The 19,186-nt window shown below is 63.2% G+C and carries 20 protein-coding genes; 7 read left to right on the top strand and 13 right to left on the bottom strand.

Going from position 1 to position 19,186, the window contains the following annotated elements; translation table 11 throughout:
- Positions 1-271: 271 nt before the first annotated feature.
- The 3 genes from DMX12_RS01135 (at position 272) to cmoB (ending at position 2,449) form a co-directional block, all read left to right on the top strand.
- Entirely contained in the window at positions 272-664 is a 393-nt protein-coding gene (locus DMX12_RS01135; RefSeq protein WP_110675751.1) for a protease inhibitor I42 family protein, read from the top strand.
- A gap of 88 nt (positions 665-752) precedes the next feature.
- Positions 753-1,496: a carboxy-S-adenosyl-L-methionine synthase CmoA gene (gene cmoA, locus DMX12_RS01130; RefSeq protein WP_110675749.1), complete on the top strand. Its 744-nt coding sequence runs from the start codon at positions 753-755 to the stop codon at positions 1,494-1,496.
- Positions 1,493-2,449 (top strand): tRNA 5-methoxyuridine(34)/uridine 5-oxyacetic acid(34) synthase CmoB, encoded by a 957-nt coding sequence (gene cmoB, locus DMX12_RS01125; protein WP_054882225.1) that lies wholly within the window; start codon positions 1,493-1,495, stop codon positions 2,447-2,449. The genes cmoA and cmoB overlap by 4 nt, the downstream gene beginning before the upstream one ends.
- 269 nt (positions 2,450-2,718) lie before the next feature.
- On the opposite strand, the gene DMX12_RS29360 is transcribed toward cmoB, so the two are convergent.
- Positions 2,719-2,895, bottom strand: coding sequence for a hypothetical protein (locus DMX12_RS29360; RefSeq protein WP_177411207.1), 177 nt, complete (start codon positions 2,893-2,895; stop codon positions 2,719-2,721).
- A 261-nt stretch (positions 2,896-3,156) separates the two neighbouring features.
- Here DMX12_RS29360 and DMX12_RS01115 point away from each other — a divergent pair, with 261 nt between their 5' ends.
- Both DMX12_RS01115 and DMX12_RS01110 read left to right on the top strand, forming a co-directional pair.
- Positions 3,157-3,831, top strand: a complete 675-nt coding sequence (locus tag DMX12_RS01115) for a heavy metal response regulator transcription factor (protein WP_009684757.1) — start codon at positions 3,157-3,159, stop codon at positions 3,829-3,831.
- On the top strand, positions 3,828-5,210 hold the full coding sequence (locus DMX12_RS01110; protein ID WP_110675745.1) for a heavy metal sensor histidine kinase: 1,383 nt from the start codon (positions 3,828-3,830) through the stop codon (positions 5,208-5,210). Before DMX12_RS01115 ends, DMX12_RS01110 begins: the two co-directional genes overlap by 4 nt.
- 110 nt (positions 5,211-5,320) lie before the next feature.
- On the opposite strand, the gene pdxJ is transcribed toward DMX12_RS01110, so the two are convergent.
- The 10 genes from pdxJ to rpoE all read right to left on the bottom strand — a co-directional run bounded on the left by pdxJ (position 5,321) and on the right by rpoE (position 15,334).
- The gene (gene pdxJ / locus DMX12_RS01105; protein ID WP_232108691.1) at positions 5,321-6,043 is read right to left on the bottom strand and encodes a pyridoxine 5'-phosphate synthase; all 723 of its coding nucleotides are present in this window, start codon (positions 6,041-6,043) and stop codon (positions 5,321-5,323) included.
- A gap of 61 nt (positions 6,044-6,104) precedes the next feature.
- Entirely contained in the window at positions 6,105-6,788 is a 684-nt protein-coding gene (gene recO / locus DMX12_RS01100) for a DNA repair protein RecO (RefSeq protein ID WP_110675741.1), read from the bottom strand.
- Between the two features lie 165 nt (positions 6,789-6,953).
- Positions 6,954-7,856 (bottom strand): GTPase Era, encoded by a 903-nt coding sequence (gene era, locus DMX12_RS01095; protein WP_003252061.1) that lies wholly within the window; start codon positions 7,854-7,856, stop codon positions 6,954-6,956.
- Entirely contained in the window at positions 7,849-8,538 is a 690-nt protein-coding gene (gene rnc / locus DMX12_RS01090) for a ribonuclease III (protein ID WP_009684761.1), read from the bottom strand. The genes era and rnc overlap by 8 nt, the downstream gene beginning before the upstream one ends.
- A gap of 163 nt (positions 8,539-8,701) precedes the next feature.
- Positions 8,702-9,556: a signal peptidase I gene (gene lepB / locus DMX12_RS01085; RefSeq protein ID WP_009684762.1), complete on the bottom strand. Its 855-nt coding sequence runs from the start codon at positions 9,554-9,556 to the stop codon at positions 8,702-8,704.
- Between the two features lie 5 nt (positions 9,557-9,561).
- Positions 9,562-11,361 (bottom strand): translation elongation factor 4, encoded by a 1,800-nt coding sequence (gene lepA / locus DMX12_RS01080; RefSeq protein WP_110675739.1) that lies wholly within the window; start codon positions 11,359-11,361, stop codon positions 9,562-9,564.
- A 181-nt stretch (positions 11,362-11,542) separates the two neighbouring features.
- Positions 11,543-12,976, bottom strand: coding sequence for a DegQ family serine endoprotease (locus DMX12_RS01075; RefSeq protein ID WP_029886109.1), 1,434 nt, complete (start codon positions 12,974-12,976; stop codon positions 11,543-11,545).
- 176 nt (positions 12,977-13,152) lie between these two features.
- The gene (locus DMX12_RS01070) at positions 13,153-14,118 is read right to left on the bottom strand and encodes a MucB/RseB C-terminal domain-containing protein (protein WP_110675737.1); all 966 of its coding nucleotides are present in this window, start codon (positions 14,116-14,118) and stop codon (positions 13,153-13,155) included.
- 12 nt (positions 14,119-14,130) lie between these two features.
- Complete coding sequence (locus DMX12_RS01065; RefSeq protein ID WP_110675735.1) at positions 14,131-14,721, bottom strand: sigma-E factor negative regulatory protein; 591 nt, start codon at positions 14,719-14,721, stop codon at positions 14,131-14,133.
- A 31-nt stretch (positions 14,722-14,752) separates the two neighbouring features.
- Complete coding sequence (gene rpoE / locus DMX12_RS01060; RefSeq protein WP_003252049.1) at positions 14,753-15,334, bottom strand: RNA polymerase sigma factor RpoE; 582 nt, start codon at positions 15,332-15,334, stop codon at positions 14,753-14,755.
- Positions 15,335-15,766: 432 nt separating this feature from the next.
- Between rpoE and nadB the strand changes: the two genes are divergently transcribed.
- Positions 15,767-17,371 carry an L-aspartate oxidase gene (gene nadB, locus DMX12_RS01055; RefSeq protein ID WP_110675733.1) on the top strand — a complete coding sequence of 535 codons (1,605 nt, stop codon included), beginning with the start codon at positions 15,767-15,769 and terminating at the stop codon, positions 17,369-17,371.
- On the opposite strand, the gene DMX12_RS01050 is transcribed toward nadB, so the two are convergent.
- Both DMX12_RS01050 and DMX12_RS01045 read right to left on the bottom strand, forming a co-directional pair.
- Positions 17,358-17,822, bottom strand: a complete 465-nt coding sequence (locus tag DMX12_RS01050; RefSeq protein WP_110675730.1) for a protein YgfX — start codon at positions 17,820-17,822, stop codon at positions 17,358-17,360. The two genes, nadB and DMX12_RS01050, sit on opposite strands and share 14 nt — an antisense overlap.
- Positions 17,806-18,060: a succinate dehydrogenase assembly factor 2 gene (locus DMX12_RS01045; protein WP_009684770.1), complete on the bottom strand. Its 255-nt coding sequence runs from the start codon at positions 18,058-18,060 to the stop codon at positions 17,806-17,808. The genes DMX12_RS01050 and DMX12_RS01045 overlap by 17 nt, the downstream gene beginning before the upstream one ends.
- A 133-nt stretch (positions 18,061-18,193) precedes the next feature.
- On the opposite strand from DMX12_RS01045, the gene DMX12_RS01040 reads away from it, so the two are divergent.
- Positions 18,194-19,135: a folate-binding protein YgfZ gene (locus DMX12_RS01040; protein ID WP_110675728.1), complete on the top strand. Its 942-nt coding sequence runs from the start codon at positions 18,194-18,196 to the stop codon at positions 19,133-19,135.
- Positions 19,136-19,186 lie beyond the last annotated feature (51 nt).

The raw sequence follows: 19,186 nt of genomic DNA, 5'->3' as shown, positions 1-19,186 counted from the left end.
CGCAAATCCCACAGGAATAATTGGCCCGAAACAAACGTAGGAGCGAGCGCAGCTCGCGATGCGCCGCGCGGGCGGCGCTCGCTCTAACAGGCGCTGCCATACCTTGTGGCAAACACCTGTCAGCCCTAAGGCGATCCCTGTGGGAGCTGGCTTGCCGGCGATGGGCCGCACAGCGGCCCCAACCGCTTGACTGACCGGCATCAGGCACAAGCCCCACAAATTTCCTTGATCATCGGTTATCCTCAGGCCATCGCCAGCCTCCGGAGCCAACATGACCGCCCCTCGTCTGCTCGTTCCCCTGAGCTTCGCCCTGCTGGGCGCCTGCGCCCAGCAACCCACTCTACCCGTCGAACTGGACGCCGAAAGCGAGTGCCCCATCCGCCTGCAGGTTGGCCAGAACCTCACGCTGAGCCTGCCCAGCAACCCCTCTACCGGCTACCGTTGGCGTGTGCAGGACCCGGCAGCCGGTGTACTGCACAGCCTTGGCCCCGAGGTCTACAGCGCGCCAGACGACACAGGCATGGTCGGCAGCTCGGGCTTGTCCACCTGGCGCTACCAGGCCCACGCCCGGGGTGAAGGCAAGCTGGTGCTGGTCTACCAGCAGCCTTGGGCCACCGACGTCGCGCCCGTGCAAACCTTCGATTGCGCCCTTCGGGTCAACTGAGCTGCAGCGCCGGTCAGCCAATCATGCATCCAGGCCGCGGTTTGGCTAGAATGCCGCCCTTGCCTACCACCCGCAGCCTGGATCCGCCGTGAGCAAACAACCCGACCGCCTTTTTGCCCAACCCCTGGAGCAAGTGCCCGACTTCGTCTTCAACGAGGACGTGGTCCGCGTGTTCCCAGACATGATCAATCGCTCGGTGCCGGGGTATCCAACCATCGTGGAAAACCTCGGTGTGCTGGCCGCACGCTTTGCCCAGCCGCATACCGCTCTTTACGACCTGGGCGCATCGCTGGGTGCGGTTACCCAGTCGCTGCGCCGGCATGTGCGCAGCGATGGCTGCCGGGTGATCGCGGTCGACAACTCCGCCGCCATGGTCGAGCGCTGCCGCCAGTACCTAACCGCCCAGGACTCGATGTTCCAGGAGCTGTTGCCGGTACAGGTGCTCGAAGCCGATATCCTCGCCCTCCCCTTCGAGCCCGCCTCGGTGGTGGCGATGAACTTCACCCTGCAATTCATCGCCCCCGATCAACGCCTGGCACTGCTTGCCCGCATCCGCCAGGCACTGCTGCCCGGCGGTGCGTTGATCCTGTCGGAAAAACTGCGCTTCGCCGATGAACAAGCCCAGGACCTGCTCAATGAGCTGCACCTGGACTTCAAGCGGGCCAACGGTTACAGCGAACTCGAAATCGCCCAGAAACGCAGCGCCATTGAAAATGTGATGCGCCCCGATACCCTCGAAACCCACCAGGAGCGCCTGCTTGCCGCCGGCTTCTCGAAAGTGGTGCCGTGGTTCCAATGCCTTAACTTCGCCTCGTTGATAGCCCTGCCATGATCGATCTGTCTCCCCTGGTCCGCCGCCTGGCGGGTACCCCCCTGGCTTCCTGGTCGCAAGGCCTGCAAGCGCAACTGCAAGCCAAGCTGGAAAAGGGCCACGGTGACCTGGACCGCTGGCGCGGTGCGCTGGAAGCCTTGCCCGCCGTGCAACCGAGTGAAGTCGACCTGGTCAACGGCCTGCGCCTGGACTGCGACTGCGACGCGGCCACCCGTGCACAGATGCGCCAGGCCTTGATGGGCCTGTCACCTTGGCGCAAAGGCCCGTTCGACCTGTTCGGCGTGCACGTCGACACCGAATGGCGTTCCGACTGGAAGTGGTCTCGCGTGGCCCCCCACCTGGATCTCAAGGGCAAACGTGTGCTCGATGTCGGTTGTGGCAACGGCTACTACCAATGGCGCATGCTCGGTGCGGGCGCCGACATGGTGATCGGCGTCGACCCCAACTGGCTGTTTTTTTGCCAGTTCCAGGCGGTGCAGCAGTACCTGCCGGAACTGCCCGCCTGGCACCTGCCTTTCGCGCTCGAAGAACTGCCGGCCAACCTGGAAGGGTTCGATACGGTGTTTTCCATGGGCGTGTTCTACCACCGCCGCTCGCCCATCGAGCACCTGCTGGCGCTGAAGGACTGCCTGGTTAAAGGGGGGGAGCTGGTACTGGAAACCCTGGTGGTCGAGGGTGATGAAAACCAGGTGCTGGTGCCCGAAGACCGCTACGCACAGATGCGCAATGTCTGGTACCTGCCTTCGGTACCGGCGTTGGCGCGCTGGTTGCGCCGTGCCGGCTTCAGCGACGTACGCTGCGTCGACGTGAGTGTGACCAGCATTGAAGAGCAGCGCAGCACCGACTGGATGCGTTACCAGTCCTTGGCTGACTTCCTCGACCCGAACGACCACAGCAAGACCATCGAAGGCCTGCCCGCACCACGCCGGGCCACCCTGCTGGCGCGCAAATAAAAAAAGCGCCCATGGGGGTAATGCCAGTCAGTTAAGTAATTCGGGGCCGCTTTGCGACCCTTCGCGGGCACGCCCGCTCCCACAGGGGATCGCGCATTTCTTGAGTTCAGCACCCTGTGGGAGCGGGCGTGCCCGCGAAGGGCTGCAAAGCAGCCCCATTAACGCTTAACTGACAGGCATTACCCATGCGGGCGCCTGAAGACAGCGACGCCGGGGAGCAGTGCCGGCGCCGCTGTTGCGACTCAATCCTTGGCCACCTCACGGGCCTTCTATTGCGCCTTGCGCTCGCGCTCGGCCACGGCCTGCTGCTTGTCGCCGTGCAGGCGCTGCTGGTCTTCGCGGAACGCTTGCCAGAACTGCCTGGAGCGCTCCGCACCGCCCTCGGCGTAGACACTGGCGCTGCCCAGGGCAAGGGTGGCCAACAGTAGATATTTGGTCAGGTTCATCGGGGTTGCCTCGTGGTAGCCGATCAGTCAGGCCATGGTCGCAGAGGCTGGCTAACAGCAAGGTGAGGCGCGGATTACAGTCCTGCAATGTGCCGGCGCAATCGCCATGCCGGCGCCGCAACGGACAGCCAGATAACACCCGCATTACAAATCCGTTATCTACGCCTCGGCCGCTAACGCATGCCGTAACATCCTGCGCCTTGACCCTGATGTCACTACAGGGTCGAGAATCGCCCCCTTTTCACCACACCGAGCCAACCCATGCGCCTACTGATCATCGAGGACGAGCTGCGTACCGCCGATTACCTGCAGCAAGGGCTGCGCGAAAACGGCTATGTGGTCGACTGCGCCCATACCGGCACCGACGGCCTGCACCTGGCACGCCAGCACCCGTACGACCTGGTCATCCTCGACGTCAACCTGCCCGAGCTCGATGGCTGGACCGTGCTTCAGCGCCTGCGTGCCGAATCGGCCACGCGCATCATGATGCTGACCGCCCATGGCCGCCTGGCCGACCGGGTAAAGGGCCTGGACCTGGGCGCCGATGACTACCTGCTCAAACCCTTTGAATTCCCTGAACTGCTGGCGCGCATTCGCAGCCTGCTGCGCCGCAACGACCAGCAACTGCAACCCAGTACCCTGCGGGTCGCCGACCTTGAGCTGGACCCGGGCCGCCACCGCGCCTATCGCGCCGGGCAACGCATCGACCTGACCGCCAAGGAGTTCGCCCTGCTCCACCTGCTGATGCGCCAGACCGGTGAAGTGCTGTCGCGCACGCAGATCATCTCACTGGTATGGGACATGAATTTCGATTGCGACACCAATGTGGTGGAGGTCTCGATCCGGCGCCTGCGCGCCAAGATCGACGACCCGTTCGACACCAAACTGATCCATACCCTGCGCGGTGTCGGTTACGTGCTGGAGGCGCGTTTTTGAAGACTACCAGCCTCTCTTTGCGCCTGGGCCTTAGCGTCACGCTGATGGGCGCTGCGCTGGTGTTGTTGCTGGCCTGCCTGGCCGTGTTCGCCCTGGATCACGAGCTGGACAGCCGCGCACGCAAGGACCTGGCGCGCAAGATGCTGCAGGTCGAGCACAACCTGCGCGTCGATCTGCGCAGCGAGGACCTGGGCACCAGGGCCCACCCCCTGCTCGACCTGGTAATGGGCCACGACAACCTCAGCCTCAGCGTACTGGCGCAGGAAAGCCGCCACCCGCACCTGCTCAGCCTGGGGCCGGCACTGGACTCGCGCGTCGCTGAGCTGCCCACCGACGAACGCCTGGCCTTTCACGCCTGGCGCGACAGCAGCGGCAACCAGATCCTGACCGTCAGCCGGTTGATGCGCCTGCGTGACAACACCCCAGTCAAGGTGCTGATGTCGCTCAACCGCGCCGACGATAACGCCCTGTTGCAGGCCTACCTGCACTCAACCCTGCTGGCGCTGCCGCTGCTGCTGCTGCTGATTGGCGCGGGGGCCTGGTGGCTGATGCAGCGCGGCCTCAAGCCCCTGCGACATTTTCGGCGCATCGCTGGCCAGGTTTCGGCCCAGGACCTGCAGCATCGCCTGCCCGCCAGCGGCCTGCCACTGGAACTGGCTGAACTCGCGCGCAGCATCAACGTGATGCTCGACCGCCTTGACCAGGGTGTCAGCCAGCTCGCGCAGTTCTCCGACGACTTGGCGCACGAACTGCGTACCCCCTTGAGCAACCTGATGGGCAAGGCCCAGGTGACCCTGGCGCGCGAACGGGAGAACGCCAACTACCGGGAGGTGCTGGAAGACAGTATCGAGGAGCTGACCCGGCTCAACCGCATCATCAATGACATGCTGTTTCTTGCCCAGGTCAGCCAACCGCAAACCCAGGTGGCGCTCAAGCCCTTGGCGTTGGCCGACGAGACTGCCCGGGTAGTCGAGCTGTTCGCCTTCAGTGCCGAGCTCAAAGGCGTAGCGCTGCGGGTGCAGGGTTGGGGCACGGCGTTGGGCGACCGGTTGATGGTTCAACGGGCGCTGTCGAACCTGTTGAGCAATGCCATACGGCACAGCCCTGAGGGTGAACCGGTAGACTTGCATATCCAGCGTACAGGCAACGAAATACGGCTATCTGTGCAGAACCGTGGCCCAGGCATCGCTGCGGCTGAGCAGCCACAGCTGTTCCAACGCTTTTACCGGGTGGGTTCGGGGCGCTCGCGGTTGGAGGGCGGGACCGGCTTGGGGCTGGCGATCGTCAAATCGATCATGCAACTGCACGGCGGGCGGGTTGAGGTGAGCAGCAGCCCCTTGGGGCCGACCCGCTTTACCCTGGTGTTTCCTGCCGAGTGATCGGCCGCCTGTACCGGCCCTTTCGCGGGTAAACCCGCTCCTACATAGGTACCACAACCCCTGTAGGAGCGGGTTTACCCGCGAATAGGCCGGTACAGGTAACTGACAGATCAGCGCGAAGCCGCAACGATCAAGGCCTTCATCTCGGCCACAGCAGCCTTGAAGCCCACGAACAGGGCATGCGCCACCAATGCGTGGCCAATGTTCAGCTCATTGATACCCTTGATCGCCGCCACAGCCTCGACGTTGTGGTAATGCAGGCCATGGCCGGCATTGACGATCAGCCCCTGACCCACGCCAAACGCCACACCGTCGACAATGCGCCGCAGCTCATCGGCCACCTCGCCCGGGGTTTGCGCATCGGCATAGCGCCCGGTGTGCAGCTCGATGGCGGGAGCGCCGACCCGGCGTGAGGCCTCGATCTGCCGCTCGTCAGCATCGATGAACAGCGACACTTCAGCGCCAGTGCGTGCCAGGCGTTCGACCGCCGCCTTGATCCGTGCCTCCTGCCCGGCCACGTCCAGGCCACCTTCGGTGGTCAGCTCCTGACGGGTTTCAGGTACCAGGCAAATGTGCGCCGGGCGAATTTTCTCGGCAAAGGCCATCATCTCTTCGGTGACGCCCATTTCGAAGTTCATGCGCGTCTGCAGCACGTCCTTGAGCAGCACCACGTCGCGCTCCTGAATGTGCCGGCGATCTTCGCGCAGGTGCACGGTAATGCCGTCGGCGCCTGCTTCCTCGGCATCCAGGGCAGCCTTGACCGGGTCAGGGTAACGCGTGCCGCGGGCCTGGCGCAGGGTTGCCACGTGGTCGATGTTGACGCCAAGAAGCATGCGGTTGCTGTGAGTCACGAAAGGCTCTCCTGAAGATTGAGGCCCACAGCATACGTCGTGATCAGCGCTTGCGAAACAGTTCCCGGCTGACCAGTGGCTTGCCGCCCAGGTGAACGGCCAGGGCCTGGCGCATCAGGCGCTTGGCGGCGAGCAAGGCACCGTCCGCGCTCCAATCGGCTTGCGCCAGGGCCAGCAGCTCGGTGCCGCGGAACAAGCCAGGTTGCGCCAGCTCGACCCGTTCCAGGCCTGCGTCCACGCGCAAGCGGTACAGGCCATCGGCGGCAATGGGGTGGTCGTTGACGTCCTGGCTCAGGGAAAACGCGTAACCAAGCTCATCGAGCAGCCGCCATTCGAACGAACGCAGCAGCGGCTCCAGCGGGCGCCCCTCAGCCAAGGCCTGCAGGGTGAGTGCGTAGTGCTCGAAAAGGGCCACGAATGGCGCCTCGGCAGGCAGCAGGCGCATCAGCAACTCGTTGAGGTACAGCCCGCTGAACAGTGCATCGCCATGCAACCAGGCGGCGATGCCGGCGCTGTCCATGCGACCGACATTCTTCAGCTCGCCACGCCCGCGCAGTTCGAGCTCCAGCGGCACGAACGGCCGTACCAGGCTGCCACCCTTGCCGCGCGCACGGCGCAGTACCGCGCGCATGCGGCCCTGCGGGGTGAAAAAGTCCACCAGCGCACTGGTTTCCTTGTAGGCGCGGCTGTGCAGCACATAGGCTGGCTGGCCGACAGGTTGTTCCATGGGAGATCACTCGTTCCCTGTAGCCAGGAAAACCGCACAGTGGGGCGGCTGTGCGGCCCATCGCCGGCAAGCCACACACCGACCGCTTCGCACCCAGGGCTTGTGCAGCACCTGTGGCAGCTGGCTTGCCAGCGATGGGCCGCACCGCGGCCCCAACAGTATTGCTTACAGGTCGCCGTAACCCAGTGAACGCAATGCGCGCTCATCGTCGGACCAGCCACCTTTCACCTTGACCCACAGGTTGAGCATGACCTTGGAGTCGAACAGCACTTCCATGTCTTTGCGCGCCTCGGAGCCGATGCGCTTGATGCGCTCGCCCTTGTCGCCAATGATGATCTTTTTCTGGCCATCGCGCTCAACCAGGATCAGCGCGTGGATGTGCAGCACGTGCCCCTGCTGCTTGAATTCCTCGATCTCCACGGTGATCTGGTAAGGCAACTCGGCCCCCAGCTGGCGCATGATCTTCTCGCGCACCAGTTCGGCCGCCAGGAAACGGCTGCTGCGGTCGGTGATCTGGTCTTCCGGGAAGAAGTGGTCATTTTCCGGCAGGTGCTTGGCGATCTGCGCTTCCAGCGCCTCGAGGTTATGGCCCTGCTGCGCAGAAATCGGCATCACCTCGGCGTTCGGCAATTGCTCCTGCAGCCATTGCAGGTGCGGAATCAGCTCGGCCTTCTCTTCCATGCGGTCGGTCTTGTTGACTGCGATGATCAGCGGCCCGGTCACGTACTGCACGCGCTCCAGCACCAGTTGGTCCTCGTCGGTCCACTTGGTACGGTCGACCACGAAGATCACCACATCGACGTCTTTCAGGGCCGCCGAAGCATTGCGGTTCATGTAGCGGTTCAGGGCCTTGTCGTTGGCCTTGTGCATGCCAGGGGTATCGACGTAAATCGCCTGCACATCACCTTCGGTCTTGATGCCGAGCATGTTGTGGCGGGTGGTCTGCGGCTTGCGCGAGGTAATCGCCAGCTTCTGGCCGAGGATGTGGTTGAGCAGGGTCGACTTGCCCACGTTAGGGCGGCCGACAATGGCTACATAGCCGCAGCGGGTCGGGTTGCTATCAGTCATTGCCATTCTCCACGCCCAGGGCGATCAGTGCAGACGCAGCGGCAACTTGCTCGGCGATACGCCGGCTAACGCCTTGGCCACGGCTCTTGTTGTTCAGCAGCACCACTTCGCATTCGACGAAGAAGGTGCGGCAGTGCGGCTCGCCCTGGATATCCACCACTTCGTAACGCGGCAGCTCGCAGCTGCGCGACTGCAGGAACTCTTGCAGCCGGGTTTTCGGGTCCTTGTTGGTGTCGACCAGGGTCAGGCCCTCGAACTCATTGGCAAGCCAGGCCAGCACGCGCTCGCGGGCGGTTTCCATGTCGGCGTCCAGGTAAATGGCGCCAATCAGTGCTTCCAGCGCATCGGCAAGGATCGACTCGCGGCGAAAACCACCGCTCTTGAGCTCGCCGGACCCCAGGCGCAGGTACTCACCAAGGTCGAAGCCACGGGCCAGGCGGGCCAGGGTTTCGCCCTTGACCAGCCGCGCCCGCAGGCGCGACAGCTGGCCTTCGCGGGCCTGCGGAAAACGCTCGAACAGCGCTTCACCGGCGACGAAGTTGAGAATGGCGTCACCCAGGAACTCCAGGCGCTCGTTGTTGCGCCCGGCGTAACTGCGATGGGTCAGCGCCAGGAGCATCTGGTCCTGGTTCTTGAAGGTGTAGCCGAGCTTTCGCTCCAGACGGGCAAGGGAAGCACTCATGCGGCCACCCGTTGGTTATTTAACGCGTTGTTCAAATCAACATCCTGAAAGACTGTTTGGCTGTGGCCCGCCGCGCGATGTGCGGCGAATCTCCCGATCCCTGAGAACACAGCCTATGTCAGAAATGCATTCGGCGCTGTCTGCTGGACAGCGCCGATGGGTATCAATGGATCAAACCGACCCGCGACAGGTTGGGCAGGTGGCTGAGCTTGGGTTCCGGCCAGCTCATCCATACCGCGAAGGCCTTGCCGACGATGTTCCGGTCCGGAACCATGCCGTGCAGCTCCTTGGGAATGTTCGGGTCATCCCAGAAGCGGCTGTCGTTGGAGTTGTCGCGGTTGTCGCCCATCATGAAGTAGTGGCCTGCCGGCACGGTCCATTGCTGGTCCGGCGGCATGCGATAGCGGCTCATTTCCTTGCGGATCAGGTGTTCGGTCTCGCCCAGCTTTTCCTTGTACAGCGTGGCGCTGCCCAAGGTGCCCGGCTCGCTCCCTACCAGCTGTTCGGCAACCGGCTGCCCGTTGACGAACAGGCGCTTGTCGTTGGTGTAACGCACCACGTCGCCTGGCAGGCCGACCACACGCTTGATGTAGTTGACGTTCGGGTCGCTCGGGTAACGGAACACCATGACGTCGCCGCGCTGCGGGTCACCCACCTCGATGACCTTCTTGTCGATCACCGGCAGGCGAATGCCATAGGAGAACTTGTTCACCAGGATGAAATCGCCCACTTCCAGAGTGGGTTTCATCGACCCCGAAGGGATCTGGAACGGCTCGACCAGGAACGAGCGCAGTACCAGTACGATGAACAGCACCGGGAAGAACGACTTGCCGTACTCGACCAGCAACGGTTCCTTGTTCAGGCGCTCGACCACCGCCATTTCAGGCTGGCTTACGCTGCCCTGATAGTTGGCAATTGCCGCACGCCGGCGCGGGGCCAGGAACAGCAAGTCGATCAAGCCCAGCAAACCGCAGACGAATACGGCAATGACCAGCAACAGCGGGAAATTTAGCGACATAGGACCTAGCTATCCAACCTGAGCACGGCGAGGAAGGCTTCCTGTGGAATTTCCACGTTGCCCACCTGTTTCATGCGTTTCTTACCGGCCTTCTGCTTCTCCAGCAGTTTCTTCTTACGGCTGACGTCACCACCGTAGCACTTGGCCAGTACGTTCTTTCTGAGCGCCTTGACGGTTGTCCGGGCAATGATCTGGCCGCCAATGGCTGCCTGGATCGCCACGTCGAACATCTGCCGAGGGATCAGTTCCTTCATCTTCTCGGTCAACGCACGGCCTTTGTAGGCCGCGTTGTCGCGGTGCACGATCAATGCCAGGGCATCGACCTTGTCGCCGTTGATCAGCACGTCCAGCTTGACCAGGTTGGCCGACTGGTAGCGATCAAAATGGTAATCCAGCGAAGCATAGCCGCGGCTGGTGGATTTGAGGCGGTCGAAGAAGTCCAGCACCACTTCGTTCATCGGCATGTCATAGCGCACCTGCACCTGGCTGCCGAGGAACTGCATGTCGCGCTGCACGCCACGCTTCTCGATGCACAAGGTGATCACGTTACCCAGGTGCTCCTGCGGCACCAGAATGGTCGCGGTCACGATCGGCTCGCGGAAGTCGGCCACGGCTGAAACATCCGGGAGCTTGGACGGGTTGTCGACGACAATAGTTTCGCCGGTTTTCAGCTCCAGCTCGTAGATCACGCTGGGTGCGGTGGTGATCAGGTCCAGGTCGTACTCGCGCTCCAGGCGCTCCTGGATGATCTCCATGTGCAGCATGCCGAGGAAGCCGCAACGGAAACCGAAGCCCAGTGCATCGGAGCTTTCCGGCATGTACTGCAGCGACGAATCGTTCAGGGTGAGCTTCTGCAGGGCATCGCGGAAGTCTTCGAAGTCGTCGGAGCTGACCGGGAACAGGCCTGCGTAGACCTGCGGCTGGATTTTCTTGAAGCCTGGCAGCACTTCGACCTCGGGGGTCGAGGACAAGGTCAGGGTGTCGCCGACCGGGGCACCGTGAATGTCCTTGATGCTGGCGATGATGAAGCCCACTTCACCGGCTTTCAGGTCGGCGGTCTGGGTGTGTTTCGGGGTGAACACCCCCACGCTGTCGACCAGGTGCACCTTGCCGGTGGACTTGACCAGGATCTTGTCGCCCTTCTTGACGCGCCCCTGGCGCACGCGCACCAGCGAGACCACGCCCAGGTAGTTGTCGAACCAGGAATCGATGATCAGCGCTTGCAGCGGCGCATCGATTTCGCCCTCGGGTGCCGGGATCGAGTGCACCAGGCGCTCGAGCACCTCGTCCACGCCCATACCGCTCTTGGCACTGCAGGCCACGGCGTCAGTGGCGTCGATACCGATGATTTTCTCGATTTCGTCCTTGACGCGGTCCGGGTCGGCCTGGGGCAGGTCCATCTTGTTGAGGACCGGCATGACCTCCAGGCCCTGCTCGATGGCGGTGTAGCAGTTGGCAACCGACTGGGCCTCTACACCCTGGCCGGCGTCGACCACCAGCAGTGCGCCTTCACAGGCTGCCAGCGAGCGCGAGACTTCGTAGGTGAAGTCGACGTGGCCGGGGGTGTCGATGAAGTTCAGCTGGTAGATCTTGCCGTCCTGCGCCTTGTAGTGCAGCGTGACGCTGTGGGCCTTGATGGTAATACCGCGTTCGCGCTCCAGGTCCATGGAGTCCAGTACCTGGGCTTCCATTTCGCGAGCCGTCAGGCCACCGCACATCTGGATGAAACGGTCGGCCAGCGTCGACTTGCCATGGTCGATGTGGGCGATGATGGAGAAATTGCGGATATGACTCAAATCACTCACGGGTCAACACTCGAAAAGGCTGCGAGCCGGACGCCCGCCGAAAAATAGCCGGGCATTGTACCTTAAGCTGTTCGCAGATGGGAGATTCCTCTGCCCGACTGTACACAACAACCCGCCAGTCAATTGTGAATATTCATGAAAAAGGGCAGCCGAAGCTGCCCTTTTCGCCCCACCTGGCCGCTTATTCAGCGAGCTTGAAGGTGATGAAGCTGGCACGGCCCTGACGCAGCACGCGCATCGACACCGAGCGGTTCTTCGGCAGTTCCTTGGCGATTTCGGTGAATTCCTTGGCCGAGCCGATGGCCTGGTTGTTCAGGTGGCTGATGACGTCACCCGGGCGCAGGCCGATGAGCGCTGCCGGGCCATCCTGGACTTCCTTGATCACCACGCCGCCCTTGAGCTCGAGGGATTTTTTCTGCTCGGCGGTCAGGTCGGCGACCGCGACACCCAGGCGGTTGCTGCTGCGCTCGGTGCTGCCGTCGGCACCGGCGGTGATGTCGGCGTCGTCGTCCGGCATGGCGCCCACGGCCACGTCCAGGGTCTGGCGCTTGCCGTTGCGGATGATTTCCAGCTTGGCTTTCTCGCCATCCTTGAGGCTGCCGACCAGGTGCGGCAGGTCGGCCGACATGACGATCGGCTGGCCGTTCATGCTCAGGATCACGTCACCCACCTGCAAGCCACCCTTGGCGGCCGGGCCGTTTTCCAGCACCTGGGCTACCAAGGCGCCGGCCGGCTTGTCGAGGCCGAAGGATTCGGCCAGGTCCTTGTTGACCTCCTGAATCACCACGCCCAGCCAGCCGCGGCTGACTTTGCCGTCTTTCTTCAACTGGTTGGAAACGTCGAGCGCCACATCGATCGGGATGGCGAACGACAGGCCCATGAAGCCGCCCGAACGGGTGAAGATCTGCGAGTTGATACCCACCACTTCGCCCTTCATGTTGAACAGCGGACCACCGGAGTTACCCGGGTTGATGGCCACGTCGGTCTGGATGAACGGCACATAGGTATCGTTGGGCAGGGTGCGGCCCTTGGCGCTGACGATGCCCTTGGTCACCGAATGGTCGAAGCCGAACGGCGAACCGATGGCCAATACCCACTCGCCCACCTTGAGCTTCTCGGAGTCACCCAGTTTCACGGTGGGCAGGTTCTTGCCATCAACCTTGAGCAAGGCCACGTCGGTACGGGGATCGGTGCCGATCAGCTTGGCCTGCAGCTCACTGCGGTCCGACAGGCGGACGATGATCTCGTCGGCATCGGCGACCACATGGTTGTTGGTCAATACATAGCCATCGCTGGAAATGATGAAGCCAGAGCCCAGCGACATGGCCTCACGCTGGCGATCGCCACGGGGCGAGCGCGGCTGTTGCGGCATATTGCGCTCGAAGAATTCGCGGAACATCGGCGGCAGGCCTTCCAGGTCCGGCATCTGGCCCTGGGCGACGCGGCGGTCCGGCAGCTTCTGCTTGGTGCTGATGTTGACCACCGCGGGCGAGGCCTGCTCGACCAGCGTGGTGAAGTCCGGCAGGGCTTCGTCGGCCTGGGCGGTGAGCGCCTGGCCGAGCATCAGCACGGTGGCGACCATCATTAGGTAGGATTTCAAGCGTGGTATTGACATACGGCTCCCGTCACAACGAGCGGTAGTTAGAAAGGCCCCTGCACAAAACAGGAAAGGCCAGGCTCCTGAAAGCCTGACCTATAGAAAATTTGCCGCAGGATTGCAAATGACAATGCTTTAATTTCATTTCAGGCGCATGCCCGGCTGCCTTTGGCACGGCCCGCAAACGGGCGCCATTACTGGCGTGCCTGGGCATCCTGAGGTCGCATGGACAGGGCAACACGCTCTGCCGTACCCAGGGGGATTTCACCGACGACCGTCACCATGACCTTGCCCTTGGGCGTATTCAGACGACGCGAAACCGCCGACGTCGGCCCAAGCTGGGTGCGCACATCGTTACCGCCGTCATCCTTGACCGGCTCGAGGAACACCGAGAAGCGCGCCAGGCCATCGTCGTACATCAGGCTACTGACCGAGCTGCCAAGCTTGGGGTCGCGGTGCACGGTGCTGTTGACCAGTTCGAAGCCCGGCGGCAACCAGTCCGAACGCCAGGCGGCGATGTTGTCATTGCTGACCGAGGCCACATGCTGCACAGGCTTGCAGGCGGCGCTTGGCTGCAGGTCACTGTCGCTGGGCAGGTCATCGGTATCGAGACGGGTCATCTGGAAGCGTTCCAGCAACTGCCCCTTGTCGTTGAGCATCAAGGAGCGCAGCGGCAGGCCGGTCTTGCGGTCCAGGTGCAATTCGAAGGCATAGCGGTGCTGGTCGCGCGGCGTGAGCGTCACAATCACCGCGTCACGCCCGGCCACGCGAGACTTGCCCGCCACGCTCAGGTCGTACCAACCCATGAGCTTCAGGGGATCAAGCACACGCGGTGCAGTATCTGGAGGGCTGGTAACCCCGCTGGCCAAGGCGCCGCTGACACACGCCACCTTGCCATCCACGCGCACGATTTCCTCGGCAGCACCGTCGAGCTGCAATAGCCGCTCGCTGACCTTGCCGCCCTCTACCCTGTGCCAGATATCGTGGGAAGAAAAACTACCGTTGCGTTCGTAGACGAAAGCGCCTTGGTAGCTCTGTTTTTGCTCGGCCTGTGCCAGCTTGTTCAGCCATTCACTCGCCTCGGGCGAAGAATTGGCTGCCAACGCTGGCACCGTCATGCAGCTGCCAACCAGCAGCGTCAGGAGAGGTAGCGCGCGCATGAGCCTCCTTACTTAACGGTTTTCCAGGCTGGCAGCGCGGGCATACGGCAGTGAAGTTTCAGTACCCTTGAGCGCAGACTCCTGAGCATGCTGGCGCAGGTAACCTGGCAGACGCTGGTCCCAGCCGGCCTGGTTCTGCAGCACACCGTTGGCCATTGGCCCGGTCGGTTGCTCGCTGCTCTCGGTATAACCTGCCAATACTGCAGGGCCCTGTGCTTGTGGCACGCTTACGCCCTGCTGGACCGGCTGCTGGGCAGCCAGCTCGGCACCGGTGATCTCGTCCTGGTTGTACATGCGCACACCCGCCAGCACGGCCACGGTGACCGAAGCAGCCACAGCCAGGCGGCCGATGCTGCGCCACGGGCCCTTGTTGACCTTGGCCGGCACGGCTTCATCGGCCAGCGCCGCAGACACCGCCGAGGCGATATCCAGGTTGGGCAGCAGCAACTCCTTGTGCATGGCTGCGCGTGCTACCTGGTAACGGGACCAGGTGGCACGGGTTTCGGCTTCGTCGACGGCGTTCAACACCCGACGCAATTCCAGTTCGTCCGCTTCGTTATCCATTACCGCGGACAGCGATTCCTGCAAAGCTTCACGACTCATGGCGGTTCCTCTCTTGGCTGTCGCCGCTGTCTCAGGTTTCCTGCAACAACGGTTGCAGGGCTTTGTCTATGGCCTCCCGAGCGCGGAAGATTCGAGAGCGCACGGTACCCACCGGACATTGCATGACACTGGCAATGTCTTCGTAACTCAGGCCATCGAACTCACGCAGGGTAAGCGCCGTGCGCAGGTCTTCGGGCAGTTGCTGGATGGTGCGATGGACGGTGCCTTCGATCTCATCCCGCAACAACGAGCGCTCTGGAGACTCAAGATCCTTGAGGCCATGATCGCCGTCGTAAAACTCCGCATCCTCGGAGCTGACATCGCTGTCTGGCGGCCGTCTTCCACGGGACACCAGGTAGTTCTTCGCCGTGTTGATGGCGATGCGGTACAGCCACGTGTAAAACGCACTGTCGCCGCGGAAATTGCCAAGTGCACGGTAGGCCTTGATAAAGGCTTCCTGCGCAACATCCTGGGCCTCGTGGGTATCGTGAACGAACCGCACGATCAACCCGAGAATCTTGTGCTGATACTTCAGCACCAACAGATCGAACGCTCGCCTGTCGCCGCGCTGCACGCGCTCGACAAGTTGCTGATCCTCTTCCTGGGTTAGCATGAACACTCCTCAGTGAACTCGAAGGAGCGTTGCAACAGCCATCGCTCAGGCTTGCAACCATAGACTCGGGCTTTTCGCAAAAGTTCTCCCCTCCAAGCAAGTTTCCTGCAGCCCTTGGTCGGCTTGCACGGAAGACGAGGCACGGTCATCGCCGGCTTCGTCGATAATCAGGTTACGTGTACGCAGGGACAGCCGGGACAGGCCTGCCGCCCTGCGTCGCCGCGGCAATTTGTGGCGTGCGGGCAACCTTCATAGGATTTCCGGCCATGTCGGAAAGTTCCCACAAAGGTTGACCACGCTGGCAGCTGGCATGGAAATTGGCCACCGGGGGCTGCTATAAAGGCAGCCCGGTCGAGCGAACAATAGTTTCACTATGCCACCTGCGCGTGGCTATTGTGCCGCGCCCCCTCCAAAGATTACTAGTGTCCCGACATGAGCCAACAATTCCAACATGATGTCCTGGTGATCGGCAGCGGTGCCGCCGGTCTCAGCCTGGCACTCAACCTCCCCAGCCACCTGCGCATCGCCGTGCTGAGCAAGGGCGACCTGGCCAATGGCTCTACCTTCTGGGCCCAGGGCGGTGTCGCTGCGGTGCTGGACAATACCGACACAGTGCAGTCGCATGTGGAGGATACCCTCAATGCCGGCGGCGGCCTGTGCCATGAAGACGCCGTACGCTTCACGGTCGAACACAGCCGCGAAGCCATACAGTGGCTGATCGAGCAAGGCGTACCGTTTACCCGCGACGAGCACAACAGCGTCGACGATGGCGGCTTCGAGTTCCACCTTACCCGTGAGGGCGGCCATAGCCACCGGCGAATCATCCACGCCGCCGATGCGACCGGTGCCGCCATTTTCACCACGCTGCTCAAGCAGGCCCGCTCGCGCCCGAATATCGAGCTGCTGGAACAGCGCGTGGCAGTCGACCTGATCACCGAGCGGCGCCTGGGCCTGCCTGGCGAGCGCTGCCTGGGCGCCTATGTACTCAACCGCAACAGTGGTGAGGTCGACACCTTCGGGGCACGCTTCACCGTGCTGGCCACTGGCGGCGCGGCCAAGGTCTACCTCTACACCAGCAACCCCGACGGCGCGTGTGGCGACGGCATTGCCATGGCCTGGCGGGCCGGTTGCCGGGTGGCGAACCTGGAGTTCAACCAGTTCCACCCGACCTGCCTGTATCACCCGCAGGCCAAGAGCTTCCTGATCACCGAGGCCCTGCGTGGCGAGGGCGCCCTGCTGCGCCTGCCCAATGGCGAGCGTTTCATGCCACGTTTCGACCCGCGCGAGGAACTGGCGCCCCGCGATATCGTCGCCCGCGCCATCGACCACGAAATGAAGCGCCTGGGTGTGGACTGCGTGTACCTGGACATCACCCACAAGCCAGCCGAGTTCATCAAGGGCCACTTCCCCACCGTGTACGAGCGGTGCCTGGCGTTTGGCATCGACATCACCCGCCAGCCGATTCCGGTGGTGCCTGCCGCGCACTACACCTGCGGCGGGGTAATGGTCGACGACCGCGGCCACACCGATGTGCCGGGTTTGTACGCGATTGGCGAAACCAGTTTCACGGGCCTGCATGGCGCCAACCGCATGGCCAGCAACTCACTGCTGGAGTGCTTTGTGTATGGCCGCGCCGCGGCTGCCGACATCGAGGCCAACCTGCAGCAGGTGAGCATGCCAAGGGCTCTGCCGGGTTGGGACGCCAGCCAGGTGACCGATTCGGACGAGGACGTGATCATCGCGCACAACTGGGACGAGTTGCGGCGGTTCATGTGGGACTACGTGGGTATCGTGCGCACCAGCAAGCGCCTGCAGCGGGCGCAGCACCGCATTCGGTTGCTGCTGGATGAAATCGACGAGTTCTACAGTAACTACAAGGTCAGCCGCGACCTGATCGAACTGCGCAACCTGGCACAGGTGGCCGAGCTGATGATCCTGTCGGCGATGCAGCGCAAGGAGAGCCGCGGCTTGCATTACACCCTGGACTACCCGGGCATGCTGGACGAAGCAAAGGACACAGTGCTCAGCCCGACCTGAGCGCTGCAGCGCCCCAGCGCCGCCGGCTGAATTTCAACCGCACCCGCAACCGCCGATGCTCATCCGCGCCCAGGGCATCCGGCGGTACACACTGGCTTTGCCCCAACCAGCGCCCGGCGCGCTCAAAGCGCACCACCACCAACCCAGGCAGGGCCATGCTGTCCCGGCACAGCCGCACCGGCTGCCAACCACCACCACGGGTGTACACCTGCCAGCCGCGCACTTCATGGCGCAAGCCGGTAACGGCCTGTTCATGGGTCAACAGAATACGGCGGGGAAGCGCCCAGGCAGCGTGGGCAAGGCAGGCAATGATGAGGGTAAACGCCAGCCAGGCTGGCAGCGCGCTTGCCCACGCGGCGAGCCAGGCTACCCCCTGGCATGCCAGGTAGGCCGCCAGCAGCCGGCGCGAGCCCTGCCAGCGGCACTCATAACACTCACTTGGGCTGGACACGGTCCAGAATGATGCGAACCATGCGCTGCAGCTCCGGGTCTTCAGACTCGGTGCGCTCCATGAACCAGCCGAACATGTCCTGATCCTCGCAGCTCAACAGGCGCACGTACAGTTCGCGGTCGGCCTCGTTGAGGGTGGGGTAGACTTCCTGGGTGAAAGGCACCAGCAGCACGTCCAGTTCCAGCATGCCGCGGCGGCTGTGCCAGAACAGCCGGTTGAGTTCAGTTTGTTCGACCATGGGGCCCTCCTCGAATGGCCCGCCAGTATACAGCCAGGCGAGCGCAGCGGCACCGGGCGTTGGTCTACTCACCTACCTATTTTGTTACCGGCGTTCTATGATGGCCGACAGTCTTTAGCCACCGCGATGACCCATGGCCGATTCCGCTTTCTTCTGCCCCCTGTCCCACGAGGGCATCCTCGCCGTCCGCGGCTCCGATGCAGGCAAGTTCCTGCAAGGCCAGCTGACCTGCAACATCAACTATCTCAGCCAGGAACATGCCGGCCTCGGCGCCCGCTGCATGGTCAAGGGGCGCATGCAGTCGAGCTTCCGTATCCTGCCCGAAGGCAACGGCTACCTGCTGGCCATGGCCAGCGAGCTGCTCGAGGCGCAATTGGCCGACCTGAAGAAGTACGCCGTGTTTTCAAAGGCCACGCTCACCGATGAGAGCAGCGCCTGGGCACGCTTCGGCCTGCAAGGGGGCGAAGCGGCACTGCAAGCACTGGGGATCGACCTGCCCAGCGCCGCGGGCAGCACCGTGCGCCAGACCGGGCTGATCGCGGTCACCGTGTCCGCCGGCCGCGTAGAGCTGTGGGTACCGGCGGACAACGCCGAGCCCGTGCGCCAGGCCCTCGCCGCCGCCCTGCCCGAAGGCAGCCTCAACGACTGGCTGCTCGGCCAGGTCCGCGCCGGCATCGGTCAGGTCATGGGGCCGACCCGCGAGCTGTTCATTCCCCAGATGATCAACCTGCAAGCCGTCGATGGCGTTAGCTTCAAGAAGGGCTGCTACACCGGCCAGGAGATCGTCGCGCGCATGCAGTACCTGGGCAAGCTCAAGCGCCGTCAGTACCGCCTGGCGCTGGACCAGGCCGCCGTTCCGGCGCCGGGGGCGGAAATCTTCTCGCCCACCCACGGCTCGTCGGTCGGTGAAGTGGTGCTGGCCGCCAGCAACGGTGCCGGCTGCGAATTGCTCGCCGTGCTGAGTGCCGAGGCGGTAGAGGACGACAACCTGCACCTGGGCAGCCTGGAAGGCCCGCGCCTGCAGGTACTGACCCTGCCTTACGAACTGGACCGCGACCGGGAAATCCAGCGCTGACCAGCCTGCCCCGCCCGCGTGGCGGGGCCGCACCACCACTGCGGTAGACAC

Source organism: Pseudomonas sp. MB-090624 (genome assembly GCF_003205245.1).
In the GTDB taxonomy this organism is placed as follows: domain Bacteria; phylum Pseudomonadota; class Gammaproteobacteria; order Pseudomonadales; family Pseudomonadaceae; genus Aquipseudomonas; species Aquipseudomonas juntendi.
This window is presented reverse-complemented; position numbering and strand designations above follow the sequence as displayed.

Excerpts from the sequence above, each read along its gene's own strand:
- DMX12_RS01135 (WP_110675751.1), top strand. The coding sequence starts at position 272 with ATGACCGCCCCTCGTCTGCTCGTTCCCCTGAGCTTCGCCCTGCTGGGC.
- cmoB (WP_054882225.1), top strand. The coding sequence starts at position 1,493 with ATGATCGATCTGTCTCCCCTGGTCCGCCGCCTGGCGGGTACCCCCCTG.
- DMX12_RS29360 (WP_177411207.1), bottom strand. The coding sequence starts at position 2,895 with ATGAACCTGACCAAATATCTACTGTTGGCCACCCTTGCCCTGGGCAGC.
- DMX12_RS01115 (WP_009684757.1), top strand. The coding sequence starts at position 3,157 with ATGCGCCTACTGATCATCGAGGACGAGCTGCGTACCGCCGATTACCTG.
- pdxJ (WP_232108691.1), bottom strand. The coding sequence starts at position 6,043 with ATGCTTCTTGGCGTCAACATCGACCACGTGGCAACCCTGCGCCAGGCC.
- recO (WP_110675741.1), bottom strand. The coding sequence starts at position 6,788 with ATGGAACAACCTGTCGGCCAGCCAGCCTATGTGCTGCACAGCCGCGCC.
- era (WP_003252061.1), bottom strand. The coding sequence starts at position 7,856 with ATGACTGATAGCAACCCGACCCGCTGCGGCTATGTAGCCATTGTCGGC.
- rnc (WP_009684761.1), bottom strand. The coding sequence starts at position 8,538 with ATGAGTGCTTCCCTTGCCCGTCTGGAGCGAAAGCTCGGCTACACCTTC.
- lepB (WP_009684762.1), bottom strand. The coding sequence starts at position 9,556 with ATGTCGCTAAATTTCCCGCTGTTGCTGGTCATTGCCGTATTCGTCTGC.
- DMX12_RS01075 (WP_029886109.1), bottom strand. The coding sequence starts at position 12,976 with ATGTCAATACCACGCTTGAAATCCTACCTAATGATGGTCGCCACCGTG.
- DMX12_RS01070 (WP_110675737.1), bottom strand. The coding sequence starts at position 14,118 with ATGCGCGCGCTACCTCTCCTGACGCTGCTGGTTGGCAGCTGCATGACG.
- DMX12_RS01065 (WP_110675735.1), bottom strand. The coding sequence starts at position 14,721 with ATGAGTCGTGAAGCTTTGCAGGAATCGCTGTCCGCGGTAATGGATAAC.
- rpoE (WP_003252049.1), bottom strand. The coding sequence starts at position 15,334 with ATGCTAACCCAGGAAGAGGATCAGCAACTTGTCGAGCGCGTGCAGCGC.
- nadB (WP_110675733.1), top strand. The coding sequence starts at position 15,767 with ATGAGCCAACAATTCCAACATGATGTCCTGGTGATCGGCAGCGGTGCC.
- DMX12_RS01045 (WP_009684770.1), bottom strand. The coding sequence starts at position 18,060 with ATGGTCGAACAAACTGAACTCAACCGGCTGTTCTGGCACAGCCGCCGC.
- DMX12_RS01040 (WP_110675728.1), top strand. The coding sequence starts at position 18,194 with ATGGCCGATTCCGCTTTCTTCTGCCCCCTGTCCCACGAGGGCATCCTC.